Source organism: Nocardia salmonicida NBRC 13393, assembly GCF_001613085.1.
GTDB classification, from domain to species: domain Bacteria; phylum Actinomycetota; class Actinomycetes; order Mycobacteriales; family Mycobacteriaceae; genus Nocardia; species Nocardia salmonicida.
In genome coordinates, this window is the sequence record NZ_BDBR01000031.1 from 60,264 (window position 1) to 81,933 (window position 21,670).

At 68.5% G+C, this 21,670-nt stretch carries 19 protein-coding genes; 17 read left to right on the forward strand and 2 right to left on the reverse strand.

What is annotated here, in order from left to right; all coding sequences use genetic code 11:
• Positions 1 to 10: 10 nt before the first annotated feature.
• From NS1_RS26090 to NS1_RS26135, 10 genes are all read left to right on the forward strand, one after another.
• Positions 11 to 1,081: an LLM class flavin-dependent oxidoreductase gene (locus NS1_RS26090; RefSeq protein WP_062988630.1), complete on the forward strand. Its 1,071-nt coding sequence runs from the start codon at positions 11 to 13 to the stop codon at positions 1,079 to 1,081.
• Positions 1,078 to 2,697, forward strand: a complete 1,620-nt coding sequence (locus NS1_RS26095) for an ABC transporter substrate-binding protein (protein ID WP_084504429.1) — start codon at positions 1,078 to 1,080, stop codon at positions 2,695 to 2,697. The genes NS1_RS26090 and NS1_RS26095 overlap by 4 nt, the downstream gene beginning before the upstream one ends.
• Positions 2,698 to 2,699: 2 nt before the next feature.
• A complete protein-coding gene (locus tag NS1_RS26100) occupies positions 2,700 to 3,815 on the forward strand; it encodes an ABC transporter permease (RefSeq protein ID WP_084504431.1) in 1,116 nt (371 codons plus the stop codon).
• Positions 3,808 to 4,704 (forward strand): ABC transporter permease, encoded by an 897-nt coding sequence (locus NS1_RS26105; protein WP_062988632.1) that lies wholly within the window; start codon positions 3,808 to 3,810, stop codon positions 4,702 to 4,704. Before NS1_RS26100 ends, NS1_RS26105 begins: the two co-directional genes overlap by 8 nt.
• The gene (locus NS1_RS26110; RefSeq protein ID WP_062988634.1) at positions 4,701 to 6,365 is read left to right on the forward strand and encodes a dipeptide ABC transporter ATP-binding protein; all 1,665 of its coding nucleotides are present in this window, start codon (positions 4,701 to 4,703) and stop codon (positions 6,363 to 6,365) included. Before NS1_RS26105 ends, NS1_RS26110 begins: the two co-directional genes overlap by 4 nt.
• Entirely contained in the window at positions 6,362 to 7,522 is a 1,161-nt protein-coding gene (locus tag NS1_RS26115) for an LLM class flavin-dependent oxidoreductase (RefSeq protein ID WP_062988636.1), read from the forward strand. Before NS1_RS26110 ends, NS1_RS26115 begins: the two co-directional genes overlap by 4 nt.
• A complete protein-coding gene (locus tag NS1_RS26120; protein ID WP_062988638.1) occupies positions 7,519 to 8,886 on the forward strand; it encodes an NtaA/DmoA family FMN-dependent monooxygenase in 1,368 nt (455 codons plus the stop codon). The genes NS1_RS26115 and NS1_RS26120 overlap by 4 nt, the downstream gene beginning before the upstream one ends.
• A complete protein-coding gene (locus NS1_RS26125; RefSeq protein WP_062988640.1) occupies positions 8,883 to 9,692 on the forward strand; it encodes a DUF1684 domain-containing protein in 810 nt (269 codons plus the stop codon). The genes NS1_RS26120 and NS1_RS26125 overlap by 4 nt, the downstream gene beginning before the upstream one ends.
• Entirely contained in the window at positions 9,689 to 10,837 is a 1,149-nt protein-coding gene (locus NS1_RS26130) for an LLM class flavin-dependent oxidoreductase (RefSeq protein ID WP_062988642.1), read from the forward strand. Before NS1_RS26125 ends, NS1_RS26130 begins: the two co-directional genes overlap by 4 nt.
• 261 nt (positions 10,838 to 11,098) lie before the next feature.
• Positions 11,099 to 11,677, forward strand: a complete 579-nt coding sequence (locus NS1_RS26135; RefSeq protein WP_062988644.1) for a DUF2867 domain-containing protein — start codon at positions 11,099 to 11,101, stop codon at positions 11,675 to 11,677.
• Positions 11,678 to 11,686: 9 nt separating this feature from the next.
• Here the strand turns inward: NS1_RS26135 and NS1_RS26140 are convergent, their stop codons facing one another.
• Positions 11,687 to 12,688, reverse strand: coding sequence for a methylenetetrahydrofolate reductase (locus NS1_RS26140; protein ID WP_373864363.1), 1,002 nt, complete (start codon positions 12,686 to 12,688; stop codon positions 11,687 to 11,689).
• 250 nt (positions 12,689 to 12,938) lie between these two features.
• On the opposite strand from NS1_RS26140, the gene NS1_RS26145 reads away from it, so the two are divergent.
• The 6 genes from NS1_RS26145 (at position 12,939) to NS1_RS26170 (ending at position 19,247) form a co-directional block, all read left to right on the forward strand.
• Positions 12,939 to 14,093 (forward strand): polyprenyl synthetase family protein, encoded by a 1,155-nt coding sequence (locus tag NS1_RS26145; RefSeq protein WP_084504451.1) that lies wholly within the window; start codon positions 12,939 to 12,941, stop codon positions 14,091 to 14,093.
• A gap of 13 nt (positions 14,094 to 14,106) precedes the next feature.
• Entirely contained in the window at positions 14,107 to 15,684 is a 1,578-nt protein-coding gene (gene crtI, locus NS1_RS26150; protein WP_062988646.1) for a phytoene desaturase family protein, read from the forward strand.
• A 101-nt stretch (positions 15,685 to 15,785) separates the two neighbouring features.
• On the forward strand, positions 15,786 to 17,447 hold the full coding sequence (locus NS1_RS26155; protein WP_062988648.1) for an alpha-(1->6)-mannopyranosyltransferase A: 1,662 nt from the start codon (positions 15,786 to 15,788) through the stop codon (positions 17,445 to 17,447).
• Positions 17,448 to 17,469: 22 nt separating this feature from the next.
• Positions 17,470 to 18,522 carry a phytoene/squalene synthase family protein gene (locus NS1_RS26160; RefSeq protein WP_084504434.1) on the forward strand — a complete coding sequence of 351 codons (1,053 nt, stop codon included), beginning with the start codon at positions 17,470 to 17,472 and terminating at the stop codon, positions 18,520 to 18,522.
• Between the two features lie 36 nt (positions 18,523 to 18,558).
• Positions 18,559 to 18,840, forward strand: a complete 282-nt coding sequence (locus NS1_RS26165; RefSeq protein WP_062988650.1) for a type II toxin-antitoxin system Phd/YefM family antitoxin — start codon at positions 18,559 to 18,561, stop codon at positions 18,838 to 18,840.
• Complete coding sequence (locus tag NS1_RS26170) at positions 18,837 to 19,247, forward strand: type II toxin-antitoxin system VapC family toxin (protein WP_062988652.1); 411 nt, start codon at positions 18,837 to 18,839, stop codon at positions 19,245 to 19,247. The genes NS1_RS26165 and NS1_RS26170 overlap by 4 nt, the downstream gene beginning before the upstream one ends.
• A gap of 3 nt (positions 19,248 to 19,250) precedes the next feature.
• On the opposite strand, the gene NS1_RS26175 is transcribed toward NS1_RS26170, so the two are convergent.
• Positions 19,251 to 19,619, reverse strand: a complete 369-nt coding sequence (locus NS1_RS26175; protein ID WP_062988752.1) for an Rv2175c family DNA-binding protein — start codon at positions 19,617 to 19,619, stop codon at positions 19,251 to 19,253.
• Between the two features lie 125 nt (positions 19,620 to 19,744).
• Here NS1_RS26175 and pknB point away from each other — a divergent pair, with 125 nt between their 5' ends.
• Positions 19,745 to 21,664: a Stk1 family PASTA domain-containing Ser/Thr kinase gene (gene pknB, locus NS1_RS26180; RefSeq protein WP_062988753.1), complete on the forward strand. Its 1,920-nt coding sequence runs from the start codon at positions 19,745 to 19,747 to the stop codon at positions 21,662 to 21,664.
• The last annotated feature ends 6 nt before the right edge of the window (positions 21,665 to 21,670 follow it).

Genomic DNA, 21,670 nt, shown 5'->3' on the forward strand with positions numbered 1-21,670 from the left:
GAGTCCGCGCATGAAATTCCTGCTGATGACGCTGATCACCCGGGTACCCGATCCGGTCACCGGCGTGGTGCCGACGACCCGCGATCGCCTGCACGAAGTGATCGAACAGGCAAGGCGCGCCGAGGAATTCGGCTACGACGGCTTCGCCGTCGGTGAGCGGCACGAGGATCCGTTCCTGTCCGCCGCTCCCCCGGTGGTGCTGAGCCATATCGCGGCCCTCACCTCGCGGATCAGCCTGTTCACCGCGGTCACCACCTTGAGCCTGCTCGATCCGGTGCGCGCGTTCGAGGACTATTCCACCCTGGACAACCTGTCCGAGGGCAGGCTCGAACTGATCATCGGCAAGGGCAACGGCGCGGCACAGGCGCAGCTCTATCACGTCACCACCGAGGATCAGTGGGACCGCAATCGTGAAGGGTACGAACTGTTCCGGAAGCTGTGGGACAGCGACGAAGTGACGTGGTCGGGACAGTTCCGGCCCTCGCTCACCGCCGCCAAGGCCCTGCCGCGACCGCTACAACCGCGATTGCGGATCTGGCACGGCAGCGCGACGAGCAAGGAATCGGTGGAACTGGCCGCCCGCCACGGTGACCCGGTGTTCTCGGCGAACGTCACCAATCCGATCGAGCCGTACGCCGAGCTGATCCGCCACTACCGCGAGCAGTGGGCGCACTACGGGCACGACCCGGCCGACGCGCTGGTGGGCGCGGGAACCGCGGGTTTCCACGTCGCGCGCACCTCGCAGGAGGCCGTCGAGGTGTTCCGGCCGCTCTACGAGGCCCGCACCTCCTTGCAGCGCAAGATCGGCAATCCGGTCGTGTTCGAGACCATCGAGGACTTCGTCGCCCGCTCGTCGGCCTTGGTCGGCAGCCCGGAGCAGGTGATCGACAAGGTCGGCCGCTATCACGAGCAGTTCGGGCACGAGGTCATCCACCTGTCCGCCGAACGCGACGGCCGCACCGAAAACCGATACCTGGACAGTCTCGAACTGTTCCAGGCCGAGGTGGCGCCCGAACTGCGCCGCCGCATCCCCAGCCGTCCCCTGGCCACCGGCCGTGAATTCTCTGGAGTTACCTCGTGATCCGTCCCCGTCATCGCATTGCCGCCCTCGCCGGCGCACTGGCCGCCGTCACCACGGTGGTCGCGTGCGGCAGTGACTCCGGCGGCTCGGGAGGTCAGGCCGGACCGCCGCAGCCCGGCGGCACGCTGCGCTATGGCCTCTCGCAGGCCCCGACCTGCTCGGATCCGGCTCAGTCGGCCAGCAATCAGACCATCTATGTCGCTCGCCAGATCGTCGACTCGCTCACCGATCAGGACCCGAAGACCGGCGCGATCACACCCTGGTTGGCCAAGAGCTGGGAGGTCAGCCCGGACGCGAAGGTGTTCACGTTCAAGCTCGCCGACGGCGTGACCTTCAGCGACGGCACTCCGCTCACCGCGGACTCGGTGCGCGATACCTTCGACTCGACGATCAAGCTCGGCGGAGCGAAGGCCGCGCTCGGCGTCAGCTATCTCACCAACTATGTCGGCACCACCGCCGTCGACAATCTCACCGCCCGTGTCGAATTCAGCCAGCCGAACGCACAGTTCCTGCAGGCCACCTCGACCCCGCAGCTGGGCATCCTCGCCCAGTCCACCAACGCCGAGCCCGCCGAGGCGCGGTGCGCGGGCGACAACATCGGCAGCGGACCGTTCACCTACACCAGCTGGAAGCAGGGCTCCTCGGCCACGCTGGCCAAGCGGGCCGGCTACAACTGGGGCTCGGCCGTTTTCGGGCACCAGGGCGAGGCGTACCTGGACAAGATCGAGTTCACCGTGGTCCCGGAATCGGGTGTGCGAACCGGCAGCCTGTCGTCGGGTCAGCTCGATGCGGTCAGTGACGCGCTGCCGCAGGACGCGCCGCAGATCGAGGCCGCGGGCGGGCGGGTGCTGTCCACCTCCAACCCGGGAACCCCGTTCGGCTTCCAGCTCAATGTGACTCGTGGTCCGCTGCGTGACCAGGCCGTCCGTCTGGCTCTGCTGACCGCCCTCGATCGCAAGCAGCTCGTCGACACCGTGCTGGGCCCGCAGTTCGAGTACGCGACCGGCAGCCTGGCCTCGGCCACGCCTGACTACCTGGATCAGTCGGCCCGGCTCGCCTACGACCCGGCCAAGGCCGAGGCCGCCCTCGACCAGGCGGGCTGGGTGCCCGGCGGCGACGGTATCCGCGCCAAGAACGGTGAGCGCCTGAGCTTCTCGGTAACCTTCAGCCAGGTGTTCGCGGGCAACCAGGCGATTCTGGAACTGGCTCAGCAGCAGCTGCGCCAAGTCGGGGTAGATCTGAAGCTCGACCTGGTCTCCGGACCCGAGAGCACCGCGAAGATGAACTCCAAGGACTACGACTCCTTCTACGGCAATTCCACTCGCGCCGATGGTGACATCCTGCGTACCTCGTTCTCGCTGACCGGTCGCAATCTCAATGTGCGCGGCCCGATTCCGGCTCTGGACGAGGCCCTGGACAAGCAGCTGGCCACCAACGACCCCGCGGCTCGCAAGGAGCTGCTCGCGACCGTGCAGAAGCTGGTGCTCGACAACGGCCTGTACCTCCCCACGATCGAACTGTCGCAGGCGATCGGCGCGGCCGGGCACACCCAGGACCTGAAGTTCGAAGCCTCGGCACGGCTGCAGTTCTTCGACACCTGGCTGAGCGGGCACTGATCATGGGCCGATACGTGGGTTCGCGGGTACTGCAGGCGGTCTGGGTGCTGTGGGCGTCGTTCACGATCTCCTTCCTCGTGCTGTACGCGCTGCCCTCGGACCCGGTCTCGATGGCGGCCGACGGCGCCGGTCTCGGCACCCCGGTCGACAAGGCCGCGGTGGCGGAGATGCAAGCCCGCTACGGGCTGGACAAGCCACTGTGGGAGCAGTACGTGACCGCGCTCGGAAACGCCGTCACCGGCGATCTGGGCCGGTCCATCAACACTGGTCAACCCGTCACCGAGGCCCTCGGTGATTCACTACCGCCCACGCTCGGGCTGGCGGCTCTCGCACTGCTTTTCGCGGTGATCGGCGGGACCGCGCTGGCCTTCGCGGCTACCTACACACGACGGCCGTGGCTGCGCAACACCCTGAGTGCGCTACCGCCACTGGGTGTTTCGGTGCCCACCTTCTGGACCGGTCTGCTCCTGCTGCAGCTGTTCTCTTTTCGGCTGCACTGGTTCCCGGCCTTCGGTGGGACAGGGGTGCGCGGGACCCTGCTACCCGCGCTGACCCTGGCCTTACCGATCGGAGCGGTGCTCGCTCAGGTTCTCGCGGCCGGTCTGGAACAGACCTGGCGGCAGCCTTTCACCGACGTGGCGGTGGCCAAGGGCGCCTCGCGGTGGTGGGTACAGCGCCGCCACATCGCTCGCCTGGCGAGCGTGCCCGCCTTCACGATCGCCGGCGTGCTGGTCGGCACGATGCTCGCGGGGTCGGTGGTGGTCGAGTCGGTGTTCGCCCGTGTGGGCGTCGGCCGACTCACCCAGACCTCGGTGCTCAATCAGGACATTCCCGTGGTCCAGGGCGTGGTGTTGCTCTCGGCGCTGATCTTCGTCGGCGTGAATCTGGCGGTGGACCTGCTCTATCCCCTGCTCGATCCACGCATCACCGGATCGCGGCGCAGTCGTCCGGTCGAGGCGCAAGCAGACGCGCCTGCCGACAGTCCCCTACCGGTCGCCGCGGCGTCTGTGGCCGCCGCAGACCTCGCGACAACGCCGCGCAGCAGCGGGGCGTTGACAGGTGCCACCGCTGCTCGGTGGCCTCGCACCACCGACACCGAAGGAACCGAGCATGGTTGACGTTCTAGTGCGACGTGAGGTGGTGGCTGATCGGCCCGTCGCGACGTCCGGCGTCGCGCCCCGCAGTCGCGGTGCACAGGTTGTCCGCTGGACGCGCGGACACCTCGGACTCGCGCTCTCGGGTGTCGTTCTCGTGATCGCCGTCGGGTGGGCCGTGGCGCCATCGCTGTTCGCCTCCGGTGATCCGCTCATCGGGGTACCCGCGGAGAAGTTCCAGGCACCCAGCGCCGCACACTGGTTCGGCACCGACAATCTCGGGCGCGACCTGTACACGCGGATGGTGCACGGTGCGGGGCTCTCGCTCACCGCCACCCTGACCGCGGTCGCGATCGCGTTGGTGGTCGGGTCGGTGCTCGGGCTGCTGTCCGGCGCCGCGGGCGGCATCGCCGACACCGCGATCATGCGGGTCGTCGACGTGCTGCTGTCCATCCCGTCGCTGCTGCTGGCGCTCGCGCTGGTCACCGCCCTCGGTTTCGGCACCCGCAATGTGGCTGTCGCCGTGGGTATCTCGCTGATCGCGAATTTCGCCAGGGTGATGCGGTCGGAGGTGCTGCGGGTGCGGCACGCGCCCTATGTCGAGGCCGCGCACGCATCGGGGGTGCGGTGGTACGCGGTCCTCATCCGCCACGTCCTGCCCAACTCCTTCCAGCCCGTACTCGCCTTGGCGGCCGTCGAATTCGGTATGGCGGTGCTGGCCGTGTCGTCGCTCAGCTTCCTGGGCTACGGCACCAAACCGCCTACCCCCGAATGGGGTTCGCTGATCTCGGAGGGGCGCAACTTCCTCGCCTCCGCCTGGTGGCTCACCACACTGCCCGGCCTCGTCATCGTCGCCGTGGTGTTGTCGGCCCAGCGTCTCGGCCGCTTCGCGGGAAGGACCGAAAGACGATGAACGACAAGAAGAACGCAACGCAGCGCTCCGCGGCGGACGGCCCCTTGCTCCAGGTGGAGGACCTGCATATCGCGTATCGCACCGGCGCGGGGCCCGTTGCCGCGCTGCGCGGGGTGTCGATCGAGGTGGCGCGAGGAGAGGTCGTCGCTCTCGTCGGCGAGTCGGGGTCGGGGAAGTCGACGTTGGCGCATGCGGTGATCGGGCTGCTCGGGGATTCGGCGGAGGTCGTCTCCGGCAAGGTCGAATTCGCTGGTGAGCGGGTCGATCCGGCTGACGAGAAGGCTCTGCGGCGGCTACGCGGGGCGCGAGTGGGGTTCGTCCCGCAGGATCCGGGCCTGTCGCTCAATCCGGTGCTGCGGATCGGTGATCAGGTGGCCGAGGCGCTGCTGGTGCATCGGCTGGCCGACCGGCGTGGAGCGGGGTTGCGGGCGCTCGATCTGCTGGAGGAAGTCGGGCTGGATCGGCCGGAGTTGCGGGCACGGCAGTATCCGCACGAGTTGTCCGGAGGACAGCGGCAGCGGGGGTTGATCGCGATCGCGCTGGCGTGCGGACCGGAGTTGATCATCGCGGACGAGCCGACGAGCGCCCTCGACGCGACGGTGGCGCGGCAGGTGCTGGATCGGCTGGCCGAACGGATCGCGGCCCGCGGCACGGCCGTGCTGCTGATCACCCATGATCTGGCCGTTGCCGCCGAACGGGCCGATCGGCTGGTGGTTCTCGAGCAGGGCAAGGTCGTCGAATCCGGCACTACCGCACAGGTTCTGACCCACCCGGCACAGCCGTACACGCAGCATCTGCTCGCCGCGTCCCCGGCGCTCTCGGCCACCGAATTCCGGCCCCTACGTTCCAGAGCGGAAACACCTTTGCTGTCGGTTCATGCCCTGCACAAGCGATTCCATGCGGGAGCGGGGTCCATCACCGCCGTGGACGAGGTGGAGTTCAGCCTCGATCGCGGGGAAACGCTCGCGCTGGTGGGTGAATCCGGTTCGGGCAAATCGACGACCGCGCGGATCGCGCTGCGGCTCACCGAGGCCGACAGCGGGACGGTCACCTTCGACGGCCACAACCTCAGCAGTGCCCGCCGCAATCGTCTGCGTGCGCTGCGCAAACGGTTCCAGGTGGTGTATCAGAACCCGTACTCCTCGCTGGACCCGCGCTGGGAAGTCGCCGACATCATCGCCGAGCCCTTGCGCGCCTACGGCGTCGGTGACCGCGCCGCCCGCACGGTACACGTGGCCGAGCTCCTCGAACAGGTGGCGCTGCCCGCGGATTTCACCACTCGCAAGCCCGCCGAACTGTCCGGCGGGCAGCGACAACGAGTGGCGATCGCCCGCGCGCTGGCCCTGCGCCCCGACCTGCTCGTGCTCGACGAACCGGTCTCCGCGCTCGACGCCTCGGTGCAGGCACAGATCCTCGACCTGCTCGACGGCCTCCAGACCGAGCTCGCCCTCGGCTACCTGTTCATCTCCCACGACCTGGCCGTGGTGCGCCGCATCAGCGACCGGGTCGCGGTGATGCGCCACGGCCGCATCGTCGAAACCGGGCCGACCGCGACCCTGTTCACCGATCCACAGCACGCCTACACCAGGGAGCTGCTCGCGGCGATCCCGCGACCGGGTGTGCGCATCGATCCCCTCGACGGAAAGGACATCACCCGATGAGCGAGCCCGCACTGTTCCTCGGCATCGAAACAGCGGGGACCGGAACCCATCCCGCGTCATGGCGGCGCGCCGACTCCGGGGCCGAGGACCTGTTCACGCCCGGATATTGGACCGGCGTGGTGTCCTCGGCCGAGCAACTCGGGTTCGACGCGGTCTTCCTGCCCGACTCGTTCGCCATCCAGGAGGGCGGCGCGGCCGTGACCCGCGGCCGACTCGATGCCGTCGCGATCGCCGCCCGAACCGCGCCACCCACCGGCCGGATCGGCCTGATCCCCCAGGCATCGGTCACCCACACCGAGCCGTTCCACGTGTCGAAGGCGGTGAGCGCGCTGGACTTCGCGAGCCGAGGGCGCGCCGGCTGGGAGGTGACGGTGTCCACCGACCAGGTCGAGGCGAAGGCGTTCGGCCGCAAAGAGGTTCAGCAGCCGGAGTCGCTGTGGCACGAGGCCGACGAAGCGATCGAGGTGGTGACCCGACTGTGGGACAGCTGGGAGGACGACGCCGAGATCCGCGAGGTCGCCACCGGCCGGTTCATCGACCGCGACCGCCTGCACTACATCGACTTCGCCGGTGACAACTTCTCGGTGAAGGGCCCGTCGATCACCCCGCGATCCCCCCAGGGACAGCCGCTCGTCACGGTCCGCGCCGACGACCCCGAGTCGACCGAGGTCGCCGTTCGCCGCGCCGACATCATCCGGATCACCGCGCCCGATCTCGCCACCGCGACCGAACGACGCCTGGCCCTCCGTACCGCCGTCGCCGCCGCGGGCCGCGACCCGGAAACGGTACGGATTCTGTTGGATCTGCCTGTTCACCTGGCTGATTCGGCCGACGAGGCGCGGGCAGCGGTAGGTGAGCTCGACCGGTGGACGGCACGGTCCGACGTCGCCACCGAGCAGCCGCATCTCGATACCGGTCTGCTCCACCATGTGGGCACAGCCGCCACGCTCGACGATCTGCTCGGCGAGATCACGCGGTCCCGCGTCGTCGACGGCGTAGTCCTGCGACCACTGGCCCTGCGCGCCGCGCTGACCGCGCTCACCGCCCACCGCCCTGCTGCCGCACCGCACGACACCGGCGCGCCCCGCACCCTGCGTGACCGTCTCGGTCTCCCCCGCCCACTCAGCCGATACGCCATGACAGGAGCAGCGCTGTGACCTCGAAACCGCGCAAGCAAGTCCGCCTTGCCGCGCATTTCCCCGGCGTCAACAACACCACCGTCTGGGCTGACCCGGCGTCGAAGTCGCAGGTCGACTTCGCGTCCTTCGAACATCTGGCGCGGACCGCCGAACGCGGCCTGTTCGACTTCTTCTTCCTGGCCGAGGGGCTGCGGCTGCGCGAGCATCGCGGGCAGATCCACGACCTGGACGTGGTCGGCAGGCCCGACACGTTCACCGTGCTCAACGCGGTGGCGGCGGTGACCGAGCGGCTGGGGTTGGCGGGCACCATCAACAGCACCTACAACGAACCGTTCGAGCTGGCCAAGCAGTTCGCCTCGCTCGATCACCTCTCCGGCGGTCGGGCCGCGTGGAACGTGGTCACCTCTTCGGACGCGTTCACCGGCGAGAACTTCCGGCGCGGGGGCTACCTCGAACACGGTGAGCGGTATCGGCGGGCCGAACAGGTGGTCGCCGCGACCAGGGCGCTGTGGGACAGCTGGCCCACCGACTCGCTGGTGATCGATCGGGAGCGCGGTGTCTTCGCCCGCGAGGTTCCCGAGACCACCTTCCGCAGTACGCAATTCGACTTCGCGGCGCCGTTCGTCGTCCCGCCGAGTCCGCAGGGACACCCGGTGTTGCTGCAGGCGGGCGATTCCGACGAAGGACGCGAGTTCGGCGCGAAGACCGCCGATGCGATCTTCACCGGGCACGGCACCCTCGAGGCGGGCCAGAAGTTCTATGCCGATGTCAAAGGTCGGCTGGCCAAATACGGTCGCGCACACACCGATCTCTTGGTTCTGCCCGCGGCCACATTCGTCCTGGGCGACACCACCGAGGAGGCGAACGAGCGGGCCCGCGCCATCCGCTACCAGCAGGTGAGCCCGCAGACCGCCATCGCCTTCCTCGAACAGGTCTGGGGCCGTGACCTTTCCGGCTACGACCCCGACGGCCCGCTGCCCGATGTCGAGCCCGACGCCGCCGCCGAGATCACCCGAGGCCGGGTCAGGCACGCGAAAGATCCGCTGGCCGTGGCGACAGCGTGGCGTGAGCAGGCCGAGGCGGGCAACCTCAGCATCCGCGAACTGATCATCGAGGTCACCGCCCGTCAGCAGTTCATCGGCACGCCGGCCCAGGTCGCCGAGCAGATCGACCGCTACGTGCAGTCCGATGCCGCCGACGGTTTCATCCTCGTCCCCCACCTGACGCCCGCCGGACTCGACGACTTCGTCGACACGGTGGTCCCCGAACTGCAGGAACGCGGCAGTTTCCGCACCGAATACACCGGCACCACTCTGCGCGACCATCTCGGTCTGCGTCACCCCCACCACCACACCGTCGCCGAAGGAGCACGCGCGTCATGACAATCACCGTCGAGAACCCGACCGCCACCACGACATTCGCCGACGACTGGGCGCGCTGGCACCATGCCCGCGAAGACGGCCTGCGCGATCCGCTCGGGTGGCTCAGCCTGGCCGGGCTGCACTGGCTCACCGACAGCCCGGAGCGCCTCGACGGCGTCCCCGGCACCTGGTGGGTCACCGACGAGAAGGTGTTCATCACCGCGCAGCCCGCGGACCGGCTCGATGTCGACGGCGAGCGGATCGGCGGCGTGCAGATCGTGGTCCCCGTGGAGGGCGCGCCGGGGGTGAGCGTGCTCAACGAGTCGAGGGTTCTCGAGGTGATCCGCCGCTCCGGGAAGTACGCGGTGCGCGTGCACGATCCGGCCGCTGCGACGCTGACCGCGTTCACCGGGGTCTCGGCCTATCCGGCCGACCCGCGCTGGGTCGTGACCGGGCGTTTCACCGCGTTCGAGCAGGCACGCACCATCACCACGGGCGCCGTGGTGGACGGGCTCGAGCACCAGCACAGCGCCGCGGGGATCATCGAATTCACGATCGGCGACAGCCACGAAGCGCTGCTCGCCTTCGGCACCCCCGCCGATCTGAAAGTGCTGTTCACCGACGCCACCAGCGGCGTCACCACCTACCCGGCCGCCCGTTCGCTCGCCGTCGGAGCGGTCGAGGCCGACGGCACCGTCACCCTCGACTTCAACCGGGCGGTGAACCTACCGTGCGCGTTCACCGATTTCGCCACCTGCCCGGTGGCGCCACGCGAGAACCAGCTGCGCGTGGCGATCGAAGCGGGAGAACAGGATCCGAAGCTATGAGCGTTCCGCTGTCGATTCTCGATCTGTCGCCGATCAGCGAAGGGTCCAGTGCCGCACAGGCATTGCGCAATACCGTCGACCTCGCTCAGCACGCCGAGCAGTGGGGATATCACCGATACTGGTTGGCCGAACACCATTTCGTGTCGGTGGCGAGTTCGTCGTCGCTGACGCTGCTCGGCTTGGTCGCCGCGGCCACCTCGCGCATCCGGGTCGGGACCGGTGCGGTGCAGGTGGGCCATCACACGTCCGCCTCGATCGTGGAGGCGTTCGGCACCGTCGACGCACTGTATCCGGGACGACTCGATCTGGGTCTGGGTCGGTCAGGACATCGGCGCAGCCAGTTCGGCGCCGAGACCGCGACTACACGGGGCGGACGTCCGGTGCTCGACGCGGTGACCGGACGCACCGAGATCCGCGACGGTGTGGTGGTTCCCCCGCCGTTCGATCCGCGCCGGGTCACCGACCGCACGAAGTTCCTCGCCTCGGCGGAGGCGCTGCAGCAGCCCGGCGCGGAGTCGCTGGACTTCGCGGACCAGGTGGCCGAGGTGCAAGCGCTGATCGAAGGCCGCTACTTCACCCCCAAGGGTGTGGAACTGCACGCGGTTCCGGGTGAGGACATCGATGCCGAGCTGTGGCTGTTCGGCAGTTCGGCGGGCGAAAGTGCCGAGCTGGCGGGCAAATCGGGGTTGCCGTTCGCGGCGGCTTACCACGTCGCGCCGGGCACCGCGCTGGACGCGGTCGCGGCGTATCGGGCGGCGTTCCGACCATCGGAGCAACTGGCCGAACCGCGCGTCATCGTGTCGGCGGATGTGGTCGTCGCCGCCGATGACGACACCGCCGGTCATCACGCGAGCAGCTACGGACACTGGGTTCACAGCATCCGCAGCGGAGGCGCCACCGAATACCTCGACCCCGCGACGGCGTCCCCACTCACCCCCGACCAGCTGCGCCTCGTCGCCGACCGTCTGGCGTCCCAGATCGTCGGCTCGCCCACCACGGTGGTCGAGCGGCTCGATGCCCTCCAAAAGGTCACCGGCGCGGACGAACTGCTGATCACTACCATGACCCACGACCACTCCGACCGCCTCGAATCCCATCGTCTGCTGGCCGAGGTATGGGGACTGCGAGCCGCCCGCGCCGCCTGACCACGCCGACCGGCCCATCCGACCGATGAGGGCGCCCCGAGATGTCGACTCGACGACGGGGCGCCCTCATGTCGTCTGTCCGTCGCCGTTCACAATCGACCGAGCAAACGCTCGAACTCCGCGAGCTGAGCGGGCTCGTATTCGGCCGGGATCGCGTCGTGCTCGTCAAGCCCGCATCCGTCACACTTCCACCTCCTATACGTAGGCGTATATCAGCGGTATTCTCGAGTTATACGCAGCCGTACACATGGAGGTTCCGTTATGCGACTACCCGAATCGGCCCACACCGGCCAACCCTGGCGCATCCACGAGATCGCCCCCGACTTCGACGTCGAGGACATCTGGCAGTTCCGCACTCCAGGCGGCGGTCCCGACGACTTCCCTGCCCTACTGGCCGCCCTCCAGGCCGAACGCGCCGCCGAGTCCACCGGCGCCGGCGGCCTGCTGTTCGAGATCCGCTGGAAGCTGGGGGAACTGTTCGGCTGGGACCGCGAAGACTCGGGCACCGGCATCCGAGTCGCCTCCCTCCGCGACCGCCTCCCCGCCGACCTCCGCGACACCGGCGTCCCCGCCGACGACAGCCCCCTCACCGCCCTCTACGTCCTCGACACCGAATACGCCGCCGAAATCGCCAACGGCACGATGCACGGCATCATGCACCTCGGCTGGGTCCCCGACCCCACCGGCTACCACCTGCAAATGGCCGTCCTGGTGAAGCCCAGCGGCCGGTTCGGCCGCCTCTACTTGGCCCTGATCAAGCCCTTCCGCTACGGCATCGTCTACCCCGCGATGACCCGCAGCTGGGAACGAACCTGGAACGACCTCGCCGTCACGCGGTGAGCGCTGCTCCTACGCGCTGAGCGGGGCGGCGGTTACGCCGTAGCCGAGGTTGGTGAGGACTTCGCTGGTGGCTTTGGCGAAGTTCAGGGTGATGAAATGGAGGCAGGGGGCGCCTTCGTCGGTGAGGCGTTGGGCCATTTCGGTGGCTATTTGGATGCCTTCGGCGCGGACCGCGGCGCGGTCTTCCTCCGGGCCGGTGCCTGCCGCGCGGGTGAGGCGGGCTACGACGTCGGCGGGGACGGGGCGGCCGCTGAGTTCTTCGGCGCGGGCGACGGTGCGCAGGGAGGTGATGGGCATCAGCTCGGGGATGATCGGCTTGGCGCCCTCGATGGGGTCCAACGCGATCACGCGGTCGCGCAGGCGCAGGTAGTGCTCGACGTCGAAGAACATCTGGGTGATCGAATACTCCGCTCCCGCACGGAGTTTCGCGGCCAGGTGGCGTGTGTCGTGGTCGAGGTCGGGCGAGCGGTGGTGACCCTGGGGGAACGAGGCGACGCCGACGTGGAAATCGCCGAGGTCGCGCACGATGCGAACCAGTTCCTCGGCGTATTCGACACCGCCGGGGTGCTTGGCCCATTCACCCAGTGGGTCGCCGGGCGGGTCGCCGCGCAGGACCAGGACGTTGCAGATGCCCGAGTCGGCGTAGGAGCCGATCAGGGAGCGCAGTTCGGCGATGCTGTGGCCGACCGCGGTGAGGTGGGCGACCGGGAGCAGCGTGGTTTCCTGCGCGAGGGCACCGGTGATGCGCACGGTGCGGTCGCGCGTGGAGCCGCCCGCGCCGTAGGTCATCGACACGAAGGCGGGATGCATGCGTTCGAACTCGCGGACCGCACGCCAGAGCCGAGCCTCGCCCGCCGCGTCACGCGGGGGGTTGAACTCCACGGAGAAGGGCACATTACTGCCCGAGTGAGTGCGCAGACTCTGCACCACCGAGGGGGTGTTCGAGACGATCGACGGCCGCTGGGCGGGTCGATCTGGGGTCGAACTTCCCCGTCCATTGTCGAAATCCACCGGCTCAGTCTAGTGGGAAGCGATGACGCTCCGGCACCGACTGGGAATCCGGCCACCGAACACCGGGCATTGTGTCAAGTCCGATGGACGAGCCGCCGCGACAGAACCCACCGAAACGCCGGGTGTGGGCTGCGTCGCAGCGGCGCTGTGCGCCGGGAGCCCGCCGAGCCCGCCCGCGTATCGTTCGACACAACGCTGGTGACCGCACCACCGAGTGCCCAACCGGTCCCGCTGTTCGCCCACTTCGCCCCTGGAGGCCGCCCTGTCCGCCGGAATCGGTACCCCGCTCTCCCGGTCCGCCGCCGACGCTCTGACCTCGGTCGATCTCGTCGCGCTGACACCGGGAACACCGGCCTTCGTCGCCGCTGTCGAACAGGTGCTGACCAGTTTCTTCGCCACCCGGCGTGAGATCGTCGAGCCGCTGGGACCCGTCTTCATCGATGCCGTCGAGGCGCTGGAACAGTTCGTTGTCCGTGGCGGCAAACGGACGCGGCCGGGGTTCGCGTGGACCGGGTGGCTGGGCGCCGGTGGCGACCCCGCGGGGCCCGACGCCGCCGCGGTACTCACCGCCTGTTCGGCGCTGGAATTAGTTCAGGCGTGCGCGCTCGTGCACGACGACATCATCGACTCCTCGCGGACGCGGCGCGGGTTCCCGACCGTGCACATCGACTTCGAGGATCGGCACGAGGCGGCGGGCTGGCCCGGCGACGGCGCCGCCTACGGCTCGGCCGTCGCGATTCTGATCGGCGATCTCGCGCTGGCCTGGGCAGATGATCTGGTCAACGAAGCCGGGTTGAACCCACACGCGCTGGCCCGGTTCGCACCGGTGTGGGCGCGGATGCGGACCGAGGTGCTGGGTGGGCAGCTCCTCGACATCAACGGCGAGGCCGGTGGCGACGAATCGGTCGAGGCCGCCTTGCGGATCAACCGGTACAAGACCGCCGCGTACACGATCGAACGGCCGTTGCACCTGGGTGCGGCGCTCGCGGGCGCCGACGAAGCGCTGGTGGACGCGCTGCGGACCTACGGGACCGACGTGGGGATCGCGTTTCAGCTGCGTGACGACTTACTGGGCGTGTTCGGCGACCCAGTGGTGACCGGCAAGCCGTCGGGCGACGACCTGCGGGAAGGCAAGCGGACCGTACTGATCGCCGAAGCGCTGCGCCGGGCCGACCCGGCATCCGCGGACCTGATCCGCACGGGCCTCGGCACCGACCTCGACGATGCCGCCGTCGATCAGCTGCGCACGGTGCTCACCGACCTCGGCGCGGTCGACGAGGTGGAGCGGCGGATCGGCGAGCTCACCGAGACCGGGCTCGCCGCGATCGCGACCAGTTCCGCGACGCTGGAAGCCAAGCAGTTGCTCCACGCCATGGCGTTGGCCGCTACTCGCCGCGCAGCCTGATAGGAAAAGTGTTGTGGGACAAGTGAATCATGTCGTCGTAGTCGGAGCCGGGCTGGCAGGTCTTGCAGCCGCGCTGCATCTGCGGGGCGCGGGCCATCAGGTGACGGTGCTGGAGCGGGCCGATCATCCGGGCGGGCGGGTGGGTCGATACCGGTTCGACGACTACGAGATCGACAGCGGCGCAACGGTACTCACCCTGCCCTCGGTGATCGACGACGCACTGGCCGCCGTTGGGCACACCAGGGACAGCGTCGACCTGCGCATCCACCGTCTCACCCCCGCCTATCACGCACGCTTCGCCGACGGTAGCGCCATCCGCGTCTTCGACGATGCCGACCAGATGGCCGCCGAGGTCGAAAGCGCTTGCGGGCCCGCCGAAGCGCGCAACTACCGGCGACTGCGCGACTGGCTCGGTCGCGTCTACGACGCCGAGTTCGACGAGTTCATGAACGCCGATTTCGATTCGCCGCTCGATATGGTGCGCACGCCGCGCGCCAGGGCCGCGTTGGTCGCGCTCGCCAAGCTCGGCGGGTTCGGCAAGCTGGGGCCTCGCGTGCGGTCCTACCTGCGCGACGAGCGGCTGACCAGGCTGTTCACCTTCCAAGCTCTGTACGCGGGCATGTCCCCGGATGACGCGCTGGCGGTCTACGGCGCGATCCCGAACATGGATACCTGCCTCGGGGTCTACTTCCCCGAAGGGGGGATGCGCGCGATCACGGCCGCGCTCGCCGAGGCCTTCACCGCCGCGGGTGGTCAGCTCGTTCTGAACGCCGAGGTCGACGGCATCGACTACGGGACGCGCACCGATCGGATCGCGAGCACCGGTGGCCGACGTGCCGAAGCCGTTCGCACGACAGACGGCGGCACCTATCCTTGCGACGCGGTGGTCCTCACCGCCGACATCGGCTCATTGCCTCGATTCGGCCTGCGTCATCGCCGCGGCCTGCGCGCTTCGCCGTCAGCGGTGGTCGCCCACGGCACCATTCCCGCCGAGATCGCCGCGACCTGGCCCGTGCAGGCGCACCACACCATCGAGTTCGGCGCCGCCTGGGCACAGACCTTCGCCGAGATCGCCGCGCGCGAGGGTCGCGGCCGACTCATGAGCGATCCTTCATTGCTGCTCACGCGGCCCGCGCTGACCGACGCCGCCCAGTTCGTCGACCGGGCGACCGGCCGCTTCGAACCGCTGTCGGTGCTCGCACCCTGCCCCAACCTGACCGCCGCCCCGCTCGACTGGGACCGCCTCGGCCCGGCCTATCTGCGCGAACTGCTCGCGGTCCTGGAGCAGCGCGGCTACACCGGGATCACCGAGCATTTCCGCGTCGACCACCTCGACACACCTGCCACCTGGGCCGCCCAGGGCATGATCGCCGGCACGCCGTTCTCGATCGCGCACCTGTTCCGGCAAACCGGCCCGTTCCGGCCACGCAATCTGCCAAGGGGTGTGGACAACGTCGTTCTCGCAGGTTGCGGCACCACTCCGGGGGTGGGTGTGCCCACCACGCTGCTGTCGGGCAAGCTGGCTGCGGCACGAATCACCGGCAGCCGGGCACACGCCGGTACCGACCACCGGGTTAGTGTTCCCACTTGAAGCCGTAAACTGACGGCCGACTTATCAGCTCGCGGTTGCGACCGCCGACCATCCGGGGGGACCGACCGAACATGCCGCCCTCCGAGACGACCGTAGGCACAATGGACAACACGCGCACACTCGAGCGCCAGCGCCACCTACCCGCTCGAACCGACCCGGGCGTTCGGACATGGCTGCGCACCGCAGGTGAGTTCGCCAGGAGCCCCGAAGGCCACGCGGCCATCATGGGATTCTTCGGCGCGGCCATGATCACCTTCGGCGGCTTCGGCGCGGGCGCTGTCCGCAAACGCGACCCGCTGCTCGAGGCGCTGCACCTGTCCTGGCTCCGGTTCGGCCACGGGTACGCGTTGTCGTCGATCCTGATCTGGATCGGTGTGTTGATGATGATCACGGCGTGGGTTCGACTCGGCCGGATCACCAGCAGCAAAGGCGAATCGACGGTCACCCTCAACGAGTTGCGGGCGATCGTCGGAATCTGGATCACGCCACTGCTGTTCGCGGCGCCGATGTTCAGCCGCGATGTGTACTCCTACCTTGCCCAGGGCGCGCTGCTCCGCGACGGTTTCGACCCCTATCAGGTAGGGCCCGTCGCCAATCCGGGTGTGCTGCTGGACAACGTGAGCACGGTCTGGACCACCACCACCGCGCCCTACGGGCCGGTGTTCCTACTCATCGGCCGCGCGATCACCTCGATCACCGGCGACAATGTGATCGCCGGGACCATCGCCCTGCGCTTCGCGATGCTGCCCGGCCTGGCGCTGATGATGTGGGCCGTGCCGTATCTGACCAAGCATCTCGGCGGTAAGCCGACGGTGGCGCTGTGGTTGGCGGTGCTCAATCCCCTGGTGCTGGTGCACCTGATCGGCGGCGTGCACAACGAGATGCTGATGGTCGGGCTGATGTGTGCGGGCGTCGCGCTCGTGCTCGAACGCCACCATGTGGCGGGCATCGTGGTGGTCGCCATCGGCGTCGCGATCAAGGCGACTGCCGGGGTGGCGTTGCCGTTCCTGGTGTGGATCTGGATTCTGCACGAGAAGGAACGACGAGCCGCCGAGCGTCGAGCCGTAGTGGATTCCGATGCCGCGCTCGCCGAAGAGCAGAAACACCCCGACGCTGCCAGACCGTCCCCGGATATGCCGCACCCACTGCTCGTCTTCGCCAAGATCGCCGGAATCGGCGTGGGCGTATTCGCGCTGGTATTCGGCGCGGCGTCGGTGATCGCGGGGGTCGGCTTCGGCTGGGTCACCGCGTTGCAGGGTTCGAACAAGATCATCAACTGGCTTTCGTTACCGACGATTCTCGCGCACATGGTCACCTGGGTGACCCCGCTGGATCGCGACGCGGTACTGCAAGTGACCCGTCCCCTGTGCCAGATCGCCATGGTGGTGTTGCTCGTCGCGACGTGGTGGCGGTTCCGCCACAGCGAACGCGAGGCCGTGATGGGCATCATCATCGCCTTCGTCGCGATCGTGCTGCTCTCTCCCGCCGCGCTGCCCTGGTACTACTCGTGGCCGTTGGCGCTGGCCGCCGCGTTCGCCCTGTCGACCACGACGTTGATGTGGCTGGTGGGGATCTGCACATGGTTGATGCTGGTGTTCCAGCCGGACGGGTCGATCGGGCTCTACAACTTCTGGCACGTAGCGCTGGCGACGTTCGCCGCCGTGGTCGCGGCGGTGTCGCTGCGGACCGTTGATCCGCTGCGTCTGCGTTCGGCCACGTCGAAGGCTGTGGCCGGCAAACCGGCGCCGCCCGTCCGGGCATGAGTGGTGCGCGGGAGCGCCAGGCATGATCGCGCACTCGGTACTTCCCGATGCCCTGCCGCCCAGCGGCGATCTCGACGCCGCCTATGCGAGTTGTCGGCGGATCGCCGCCGAGCACGGGCGCACGTACTACCTGGCGACCACGCTGCTCTCGCCGGAGCGTCGGCGGGCCGTGCACGCGCTGTACGCGTTCGCGCGAATGGTCGATGACATCGTCGACCACGCCGACGACCCCGCCCGTGTCCTCGACCCGCGCGACGGCGCACGGCAGGTCGTCGACGTCTCCCCCGGCGCGCATCTCGACCTCGTCGAGAGACAGCTGCGCACAGCCCTCGAGCACCGTGACGTCGTCACCGCCGACGCGCGCCGACGCCAGATCGTCACCGCGGCCGCCGACACCATCGCCCGCTACGACATCGCGCACAGTCACATCTGGACGTTCCTCGACGCCATGCGCATGGACGTCCCCGGCACGGCCACCCACCGCACCCGCTACGCCACGATGAGCGAGCTCCGCGAGTACATGCGCGGATCCGCTGCCGCTATCGGCCTGCAACTGCTGCCGGTCCTCGGCACCGTCGTCCCCGTCACCGAGGCCGAACCCGCGGCCGCCGCCCTCGGCGAGGCCTTCCAGCTCACCAATTTCCTGCGCGACGTCGCCGAGGACCTCGACCGCGATCGCATCTACCTGCCCACCGACGAACTGCGGGCCTTCGGCGTGGACGAAGCCCACCTGCGCGCCTGCCACCATCGTGGCCATACCGACGCACCCCTGCGACGCGCGCTGGCTCACCTGATCGCCGTCAACCGCGGCATCTATCGGCGAGCCGTGCCCGGCATCGCCCTGCTCGCCCCCCGGGTCCGCCCGGCGATCGCCACCGCGGCCACCCTCTACGCCGAGATCCTCGACCGCATCGAAGCAGCCGACTACCAGGTCTTCACGAGCCGCGCCACGGTCCCCCACCGTCGCCGAATCCTGGTCGCCGCCAAAGGCTTGACCACCCCACTGGCCACCGCTGATCGCCGGACCAGCATCGCAAACCAGTCGTCCATCGACATCGGGCCGAATTCTGTCTAGTCTGTCCAGATAGGAGCCGATCAGGGGTGGTGCGCTATGCGGTGGCAGGTACAAGAAGCCAAACAGCGATTTTCTGAAGTGCTGCGCGCGGTCGAGGCCGAGGGCCCCCAGACCATCACTCGCCACGGCGACGAGGTCGCTGTTGTCATCGACATCGCGGAATATCGGCGACTGACCAGGCCGGATATCAGCTTCGTCGATCGATTACTGGTGACTTTCGGTGGGCTCGACGACGAGACCGCCGACGTCATCGACGAAGTAGAAGCCGAGCGGGCGCGGTCGCTGCCTCGCGAAGTCGACTTCACCGAACTGCCGTGAGTTTCCTCATCGACACCAACGTCGTCTCGGAACTGATGCGGCGGGCACCGCACCCCGCGGTTCTCGACTGGTTCGCGCGTAACCGCACCAACGAGTTGTGGTTGAGCGTGATCACCGTCGGCGAACTCCGTCGTGGCGTCGCTCTCCTACGCGCGCGGCGGGAGAGCGCCCGCGCGGATCGGATCGAGGCTGCCGTCGACGAGATCGAGGGCAGCTATACGCAACGCATTCTGGCTGTCGATGTCCCCGTCATCCATCGATGGGCGCTCATCCCCGCCACCGTCGACGTCAGCGACGGTCTGATCGCGGCAACGGCATTGACACACGGGCACACCGTGGCGACCCGAAATACCAAGCACTTCAAGGGTTCCGGTGCCGCCCTGGTGAACCCGTTCGATCCGGTCTGACGATCAGAAGGGTTCGGCGTGGGCGCGGCGGACTACCTCGCGTGCCAGGTGGCCGTGGAGGGCGTCGACGGGGCGGCCAGGGAGGGAGGGGTCATCGGTATAGAGCCACTCGAGGATGTCCTCGTTGCTGTACTTGCCGTCACGCATCACGGTGATCACGCCGGGGAGCATGCGGACGATCTCGTCTTCGGAGTCGAAGAAGCGGGAGGGAATGCCGGGGATGCCGTTGCGGCGGATCGCCAGGATCTGGTGGTCACGCAGCAGTTGGTGCACCGAGGTGACCGGGACACCGAGTATGTCGGCCGCCTCGGGGAGCGAGACGATGGTTTCGGTGTCGGGCAGCACGTCGTCGCTGCAGGGGAAGGCACTCACCCACACAACGGTAGTACGTGTCGGCACACACGCATCGTCTGGCATGCCCACACCACCCGGTTACCATCGTGGTGGCCGCACACGGCGGCCGGTTGAATGCCGGAGGACATCACTTGATCGGCCAGATGCTGGAAGGGCGCTATCGCATCGATGCGCCGATCGCTCGTGGCGGGATGTCGATGGTCTTCCGCGGGACCGACACCCGGCTCGATCGCCCCGTCGCGATCAAGGTGATGGACCCGAAGTTCGCCGGCGACCCGCAGTTCCTGAGCCGCTTCGAGTTCGAGGCGCGCGCGGTGGCCAAACTCAAGCACGCGTCACTTGTCGCGGTCTACGACCAGGGTGTCGACGGCGAATACCCGTTCCTGATCATGGAATTGGTCGAGGGCGGCACGCTACGTGAGCTCCTGCGCGAACGCGGGCCGATGCCGCCACACGCCGTGCGGGCCGTGGCCGAGCCGGTGCTGCGCGCGATCGGCACCGCCCACGACGCCGGCCTGGTTCACCGCGACGTGAAGCCGGAGAACGTGCTGATCTCCGACGCGGGCGAGGTGAAGATCGCCGACTTCGGCCTGGTCCGCGCCGTGGCCGCGGCCAATACCACCTCCGCGAGCGTGATCCTCGGCACGGCCGCCTACCTCTCCCCCGAGCAGGTCACCACCGGCACCGCGGACGCCCGCAGTGATGTGTACTCCTTCGGCGTCCTGATCTTCGAACTGCTCACCGGGCGGGTGCCGTTCACCGGCGACAACTCGCTGTCGGTGGCGTATCAGCGGGTCGAGAACGACGTGCCCGCGCCGAGCAACTTCATCGGTGGGGTGCCGCCCGAATTCGACGCACTCGTCGCCAAGGCGACCTCCCGCGACCCCGCGCAACGCTTCGCCGACGCCAACGAGATGGCGGCGAAACTGCAGTCGATCGCGATGGAGCTGAACCTGCCGCCGTATCGGGTGCCCGCACCCCGGGATTCGGCCGAACATCTCAGCGAGAGCTATCAGACCGGCGCCGCGCATCATCCCGGCGAGCGCCCGATCACCCCGCCGCCGCTGGCCGCGCACCATTCCCCCGCACCGGAGCCGCACCACACCAGGGTGGTGACCGCGCCGCGCCCGCGGCCGGAGGAGTACGCCCCCGCACCGGCGGCGACCGCGTTCGGCACCGGCGACAGCCATGCTCGCCGAACAGGCTTGGTGTGGGTCGGCATCGTCACCGCGCTGACCCTGTTGGTCGGCATCGGCGGCTGGTGGCTCGGGGTCGGCCGTTACAGCTCGGTGCCCCCGATCGCGGGCATGGACTCCGAACGGGCCGTCGCCGTGCTGCAAGAGGCCGGTTTCGACACAGAGCTTCGGCAGAAAGCTTCCGACACCATTCCGGTGGGCGGGGTTGTCGGCACCGATCCGTCGGCCGGGTCGCGGGTGACCAAGAGTTCCACGATCGCGGTGCTGATCTCGAACGGCAAACCGCGGGTGCCCGATATCAAGGCGGGCGATCAGATCAGCGCCGTCAACCAGGCGATCCGCGACGGCGGTCTGCAACCGATCGACGCCGGTGAAGCGGCCAGTACCGCACCGAAGGGCTCACTGGCGAAGGTAGAGCCCGCGCCGGGTACGATCCTGCCGATGGGCGGCCAGGTGAAGGTGTACCGCAGCAAGGGATCTCAGCCTGTCAATGTGCCCGATGTGCGTGGCAAGACCGCCGAGGAGGCGGCCAGCGCGCTGACCACCGCGGGCCTGGTCGTTCGCGATACGCGCGTGCAGTTCGACAAGAGCATCGAGGGCGACAAGGCCATCGCCACCGAGCCCGCCGTCGGCGCCACCCTGCAATCGGGCGACACCGTGACACTGATCCTGTCGAACGCGGTGAAAGTGCCCAATGTGATGGGTCAAAGCGTCGGCAGTGCCCGTTCCAAGCTGCAACAGCTCGGTCTACGAGTAGAGGTCAAATCCCTCACCGACTCCGACAGTTCGCTGGTGATCGGCCAGGTTCCGGGTTTCAACTCGAACGTGGAGGCGGGCAGCGTCGTGACGCTCACCGCCTTGCCTTGAAGGGGC

Excerpts from the sequence above, each read along its gene's own strand:
- NS1_RS26090 (WP_062988630.1), top strand. The coding sequence starts at position 11 with ATGAAATTCCTGCTGATGACGCTGATCACCCGGGTACCCGATCCGGTC.
- NS1_RS26100 (WP_084504431.1), top strand. The coding sequence starts at position 2,700 with ATGGGCCGATACGTGGGTTCGCGGGTACTGCAGGCGGTCTGGGTGCTG.
- NS1_RS26105 (WP_062988632.1), top strand. The coding sequence starts at position 3,808 with ATGGTTGACGTTCTAGTGCGACGTGAGGTGGTGGCTGATCGGCCCGTC.
- NS1_RS26110 (WP_062988634.1), top strand. The coding sequence starts at position 4,701 with ATGAACGACAAGAAGAACGCAACGCAGCGCTCCGCGGCGGACGGCCCC.
- NS1_RS26115 (WP_062988636.1), top strand. The coding sequence starts at position 6,362 with ATGAGCGAGCCCGCACTGTTCCTCGGCATCGAAACAGCGGGGACCGGA.
- NS1_RS26125 (WP_062988640.1), top strand. The coding sequence starts at position 8,883 with ATGACAATCACCGTCGAGAACCCGACCGCCACCACGACATTCGCCGAC.
- NS1_RS26130 (WP_062988642.1), top strand. The coding sequence starts at position 9,689 with ATGAGCGTTCCGCTGTCGATTCTCGATCTGTCGCCGATCAGCGAAGGG.
- NS1_RS26135 (WP_062988644.1), top strand. The coding sequence starts at position 11,099 with ATGCGACTACCCGAATCGGCCCACACCGGCCAACCCTGGCGCATCCAC.
- NS1_RS26155 (WP_062988648.1), top strand. The coding sequence starts at position 15,786 with ATGGACAACACGCGCACACTCGAGCGCCAGCGCCACCTACCCGCTCGA.
- NS1_RS26160 (WP_084504434.1), top strand. The coding sequence starts at position 17,470 with ATGATCGCGCACTCGGTACTTCCCGATGCCCTGCCGCCCAGCGGCGAT.
- NS1_RS26165 (WP_062988650.1), top strand. The coding sequence starts at position 18,559 with ATGCGGTGGCAGGTACAAGAAGCCAAACAGCGATTTTCTGAAGTGCTG.
- pknB (WP_062988753.1), top strand. The coding sequence starts at position 19,745 with ATGCTGGAAGGGCGCTATCGCATCGATGCGCCGATCGCTCGTGGCGGG.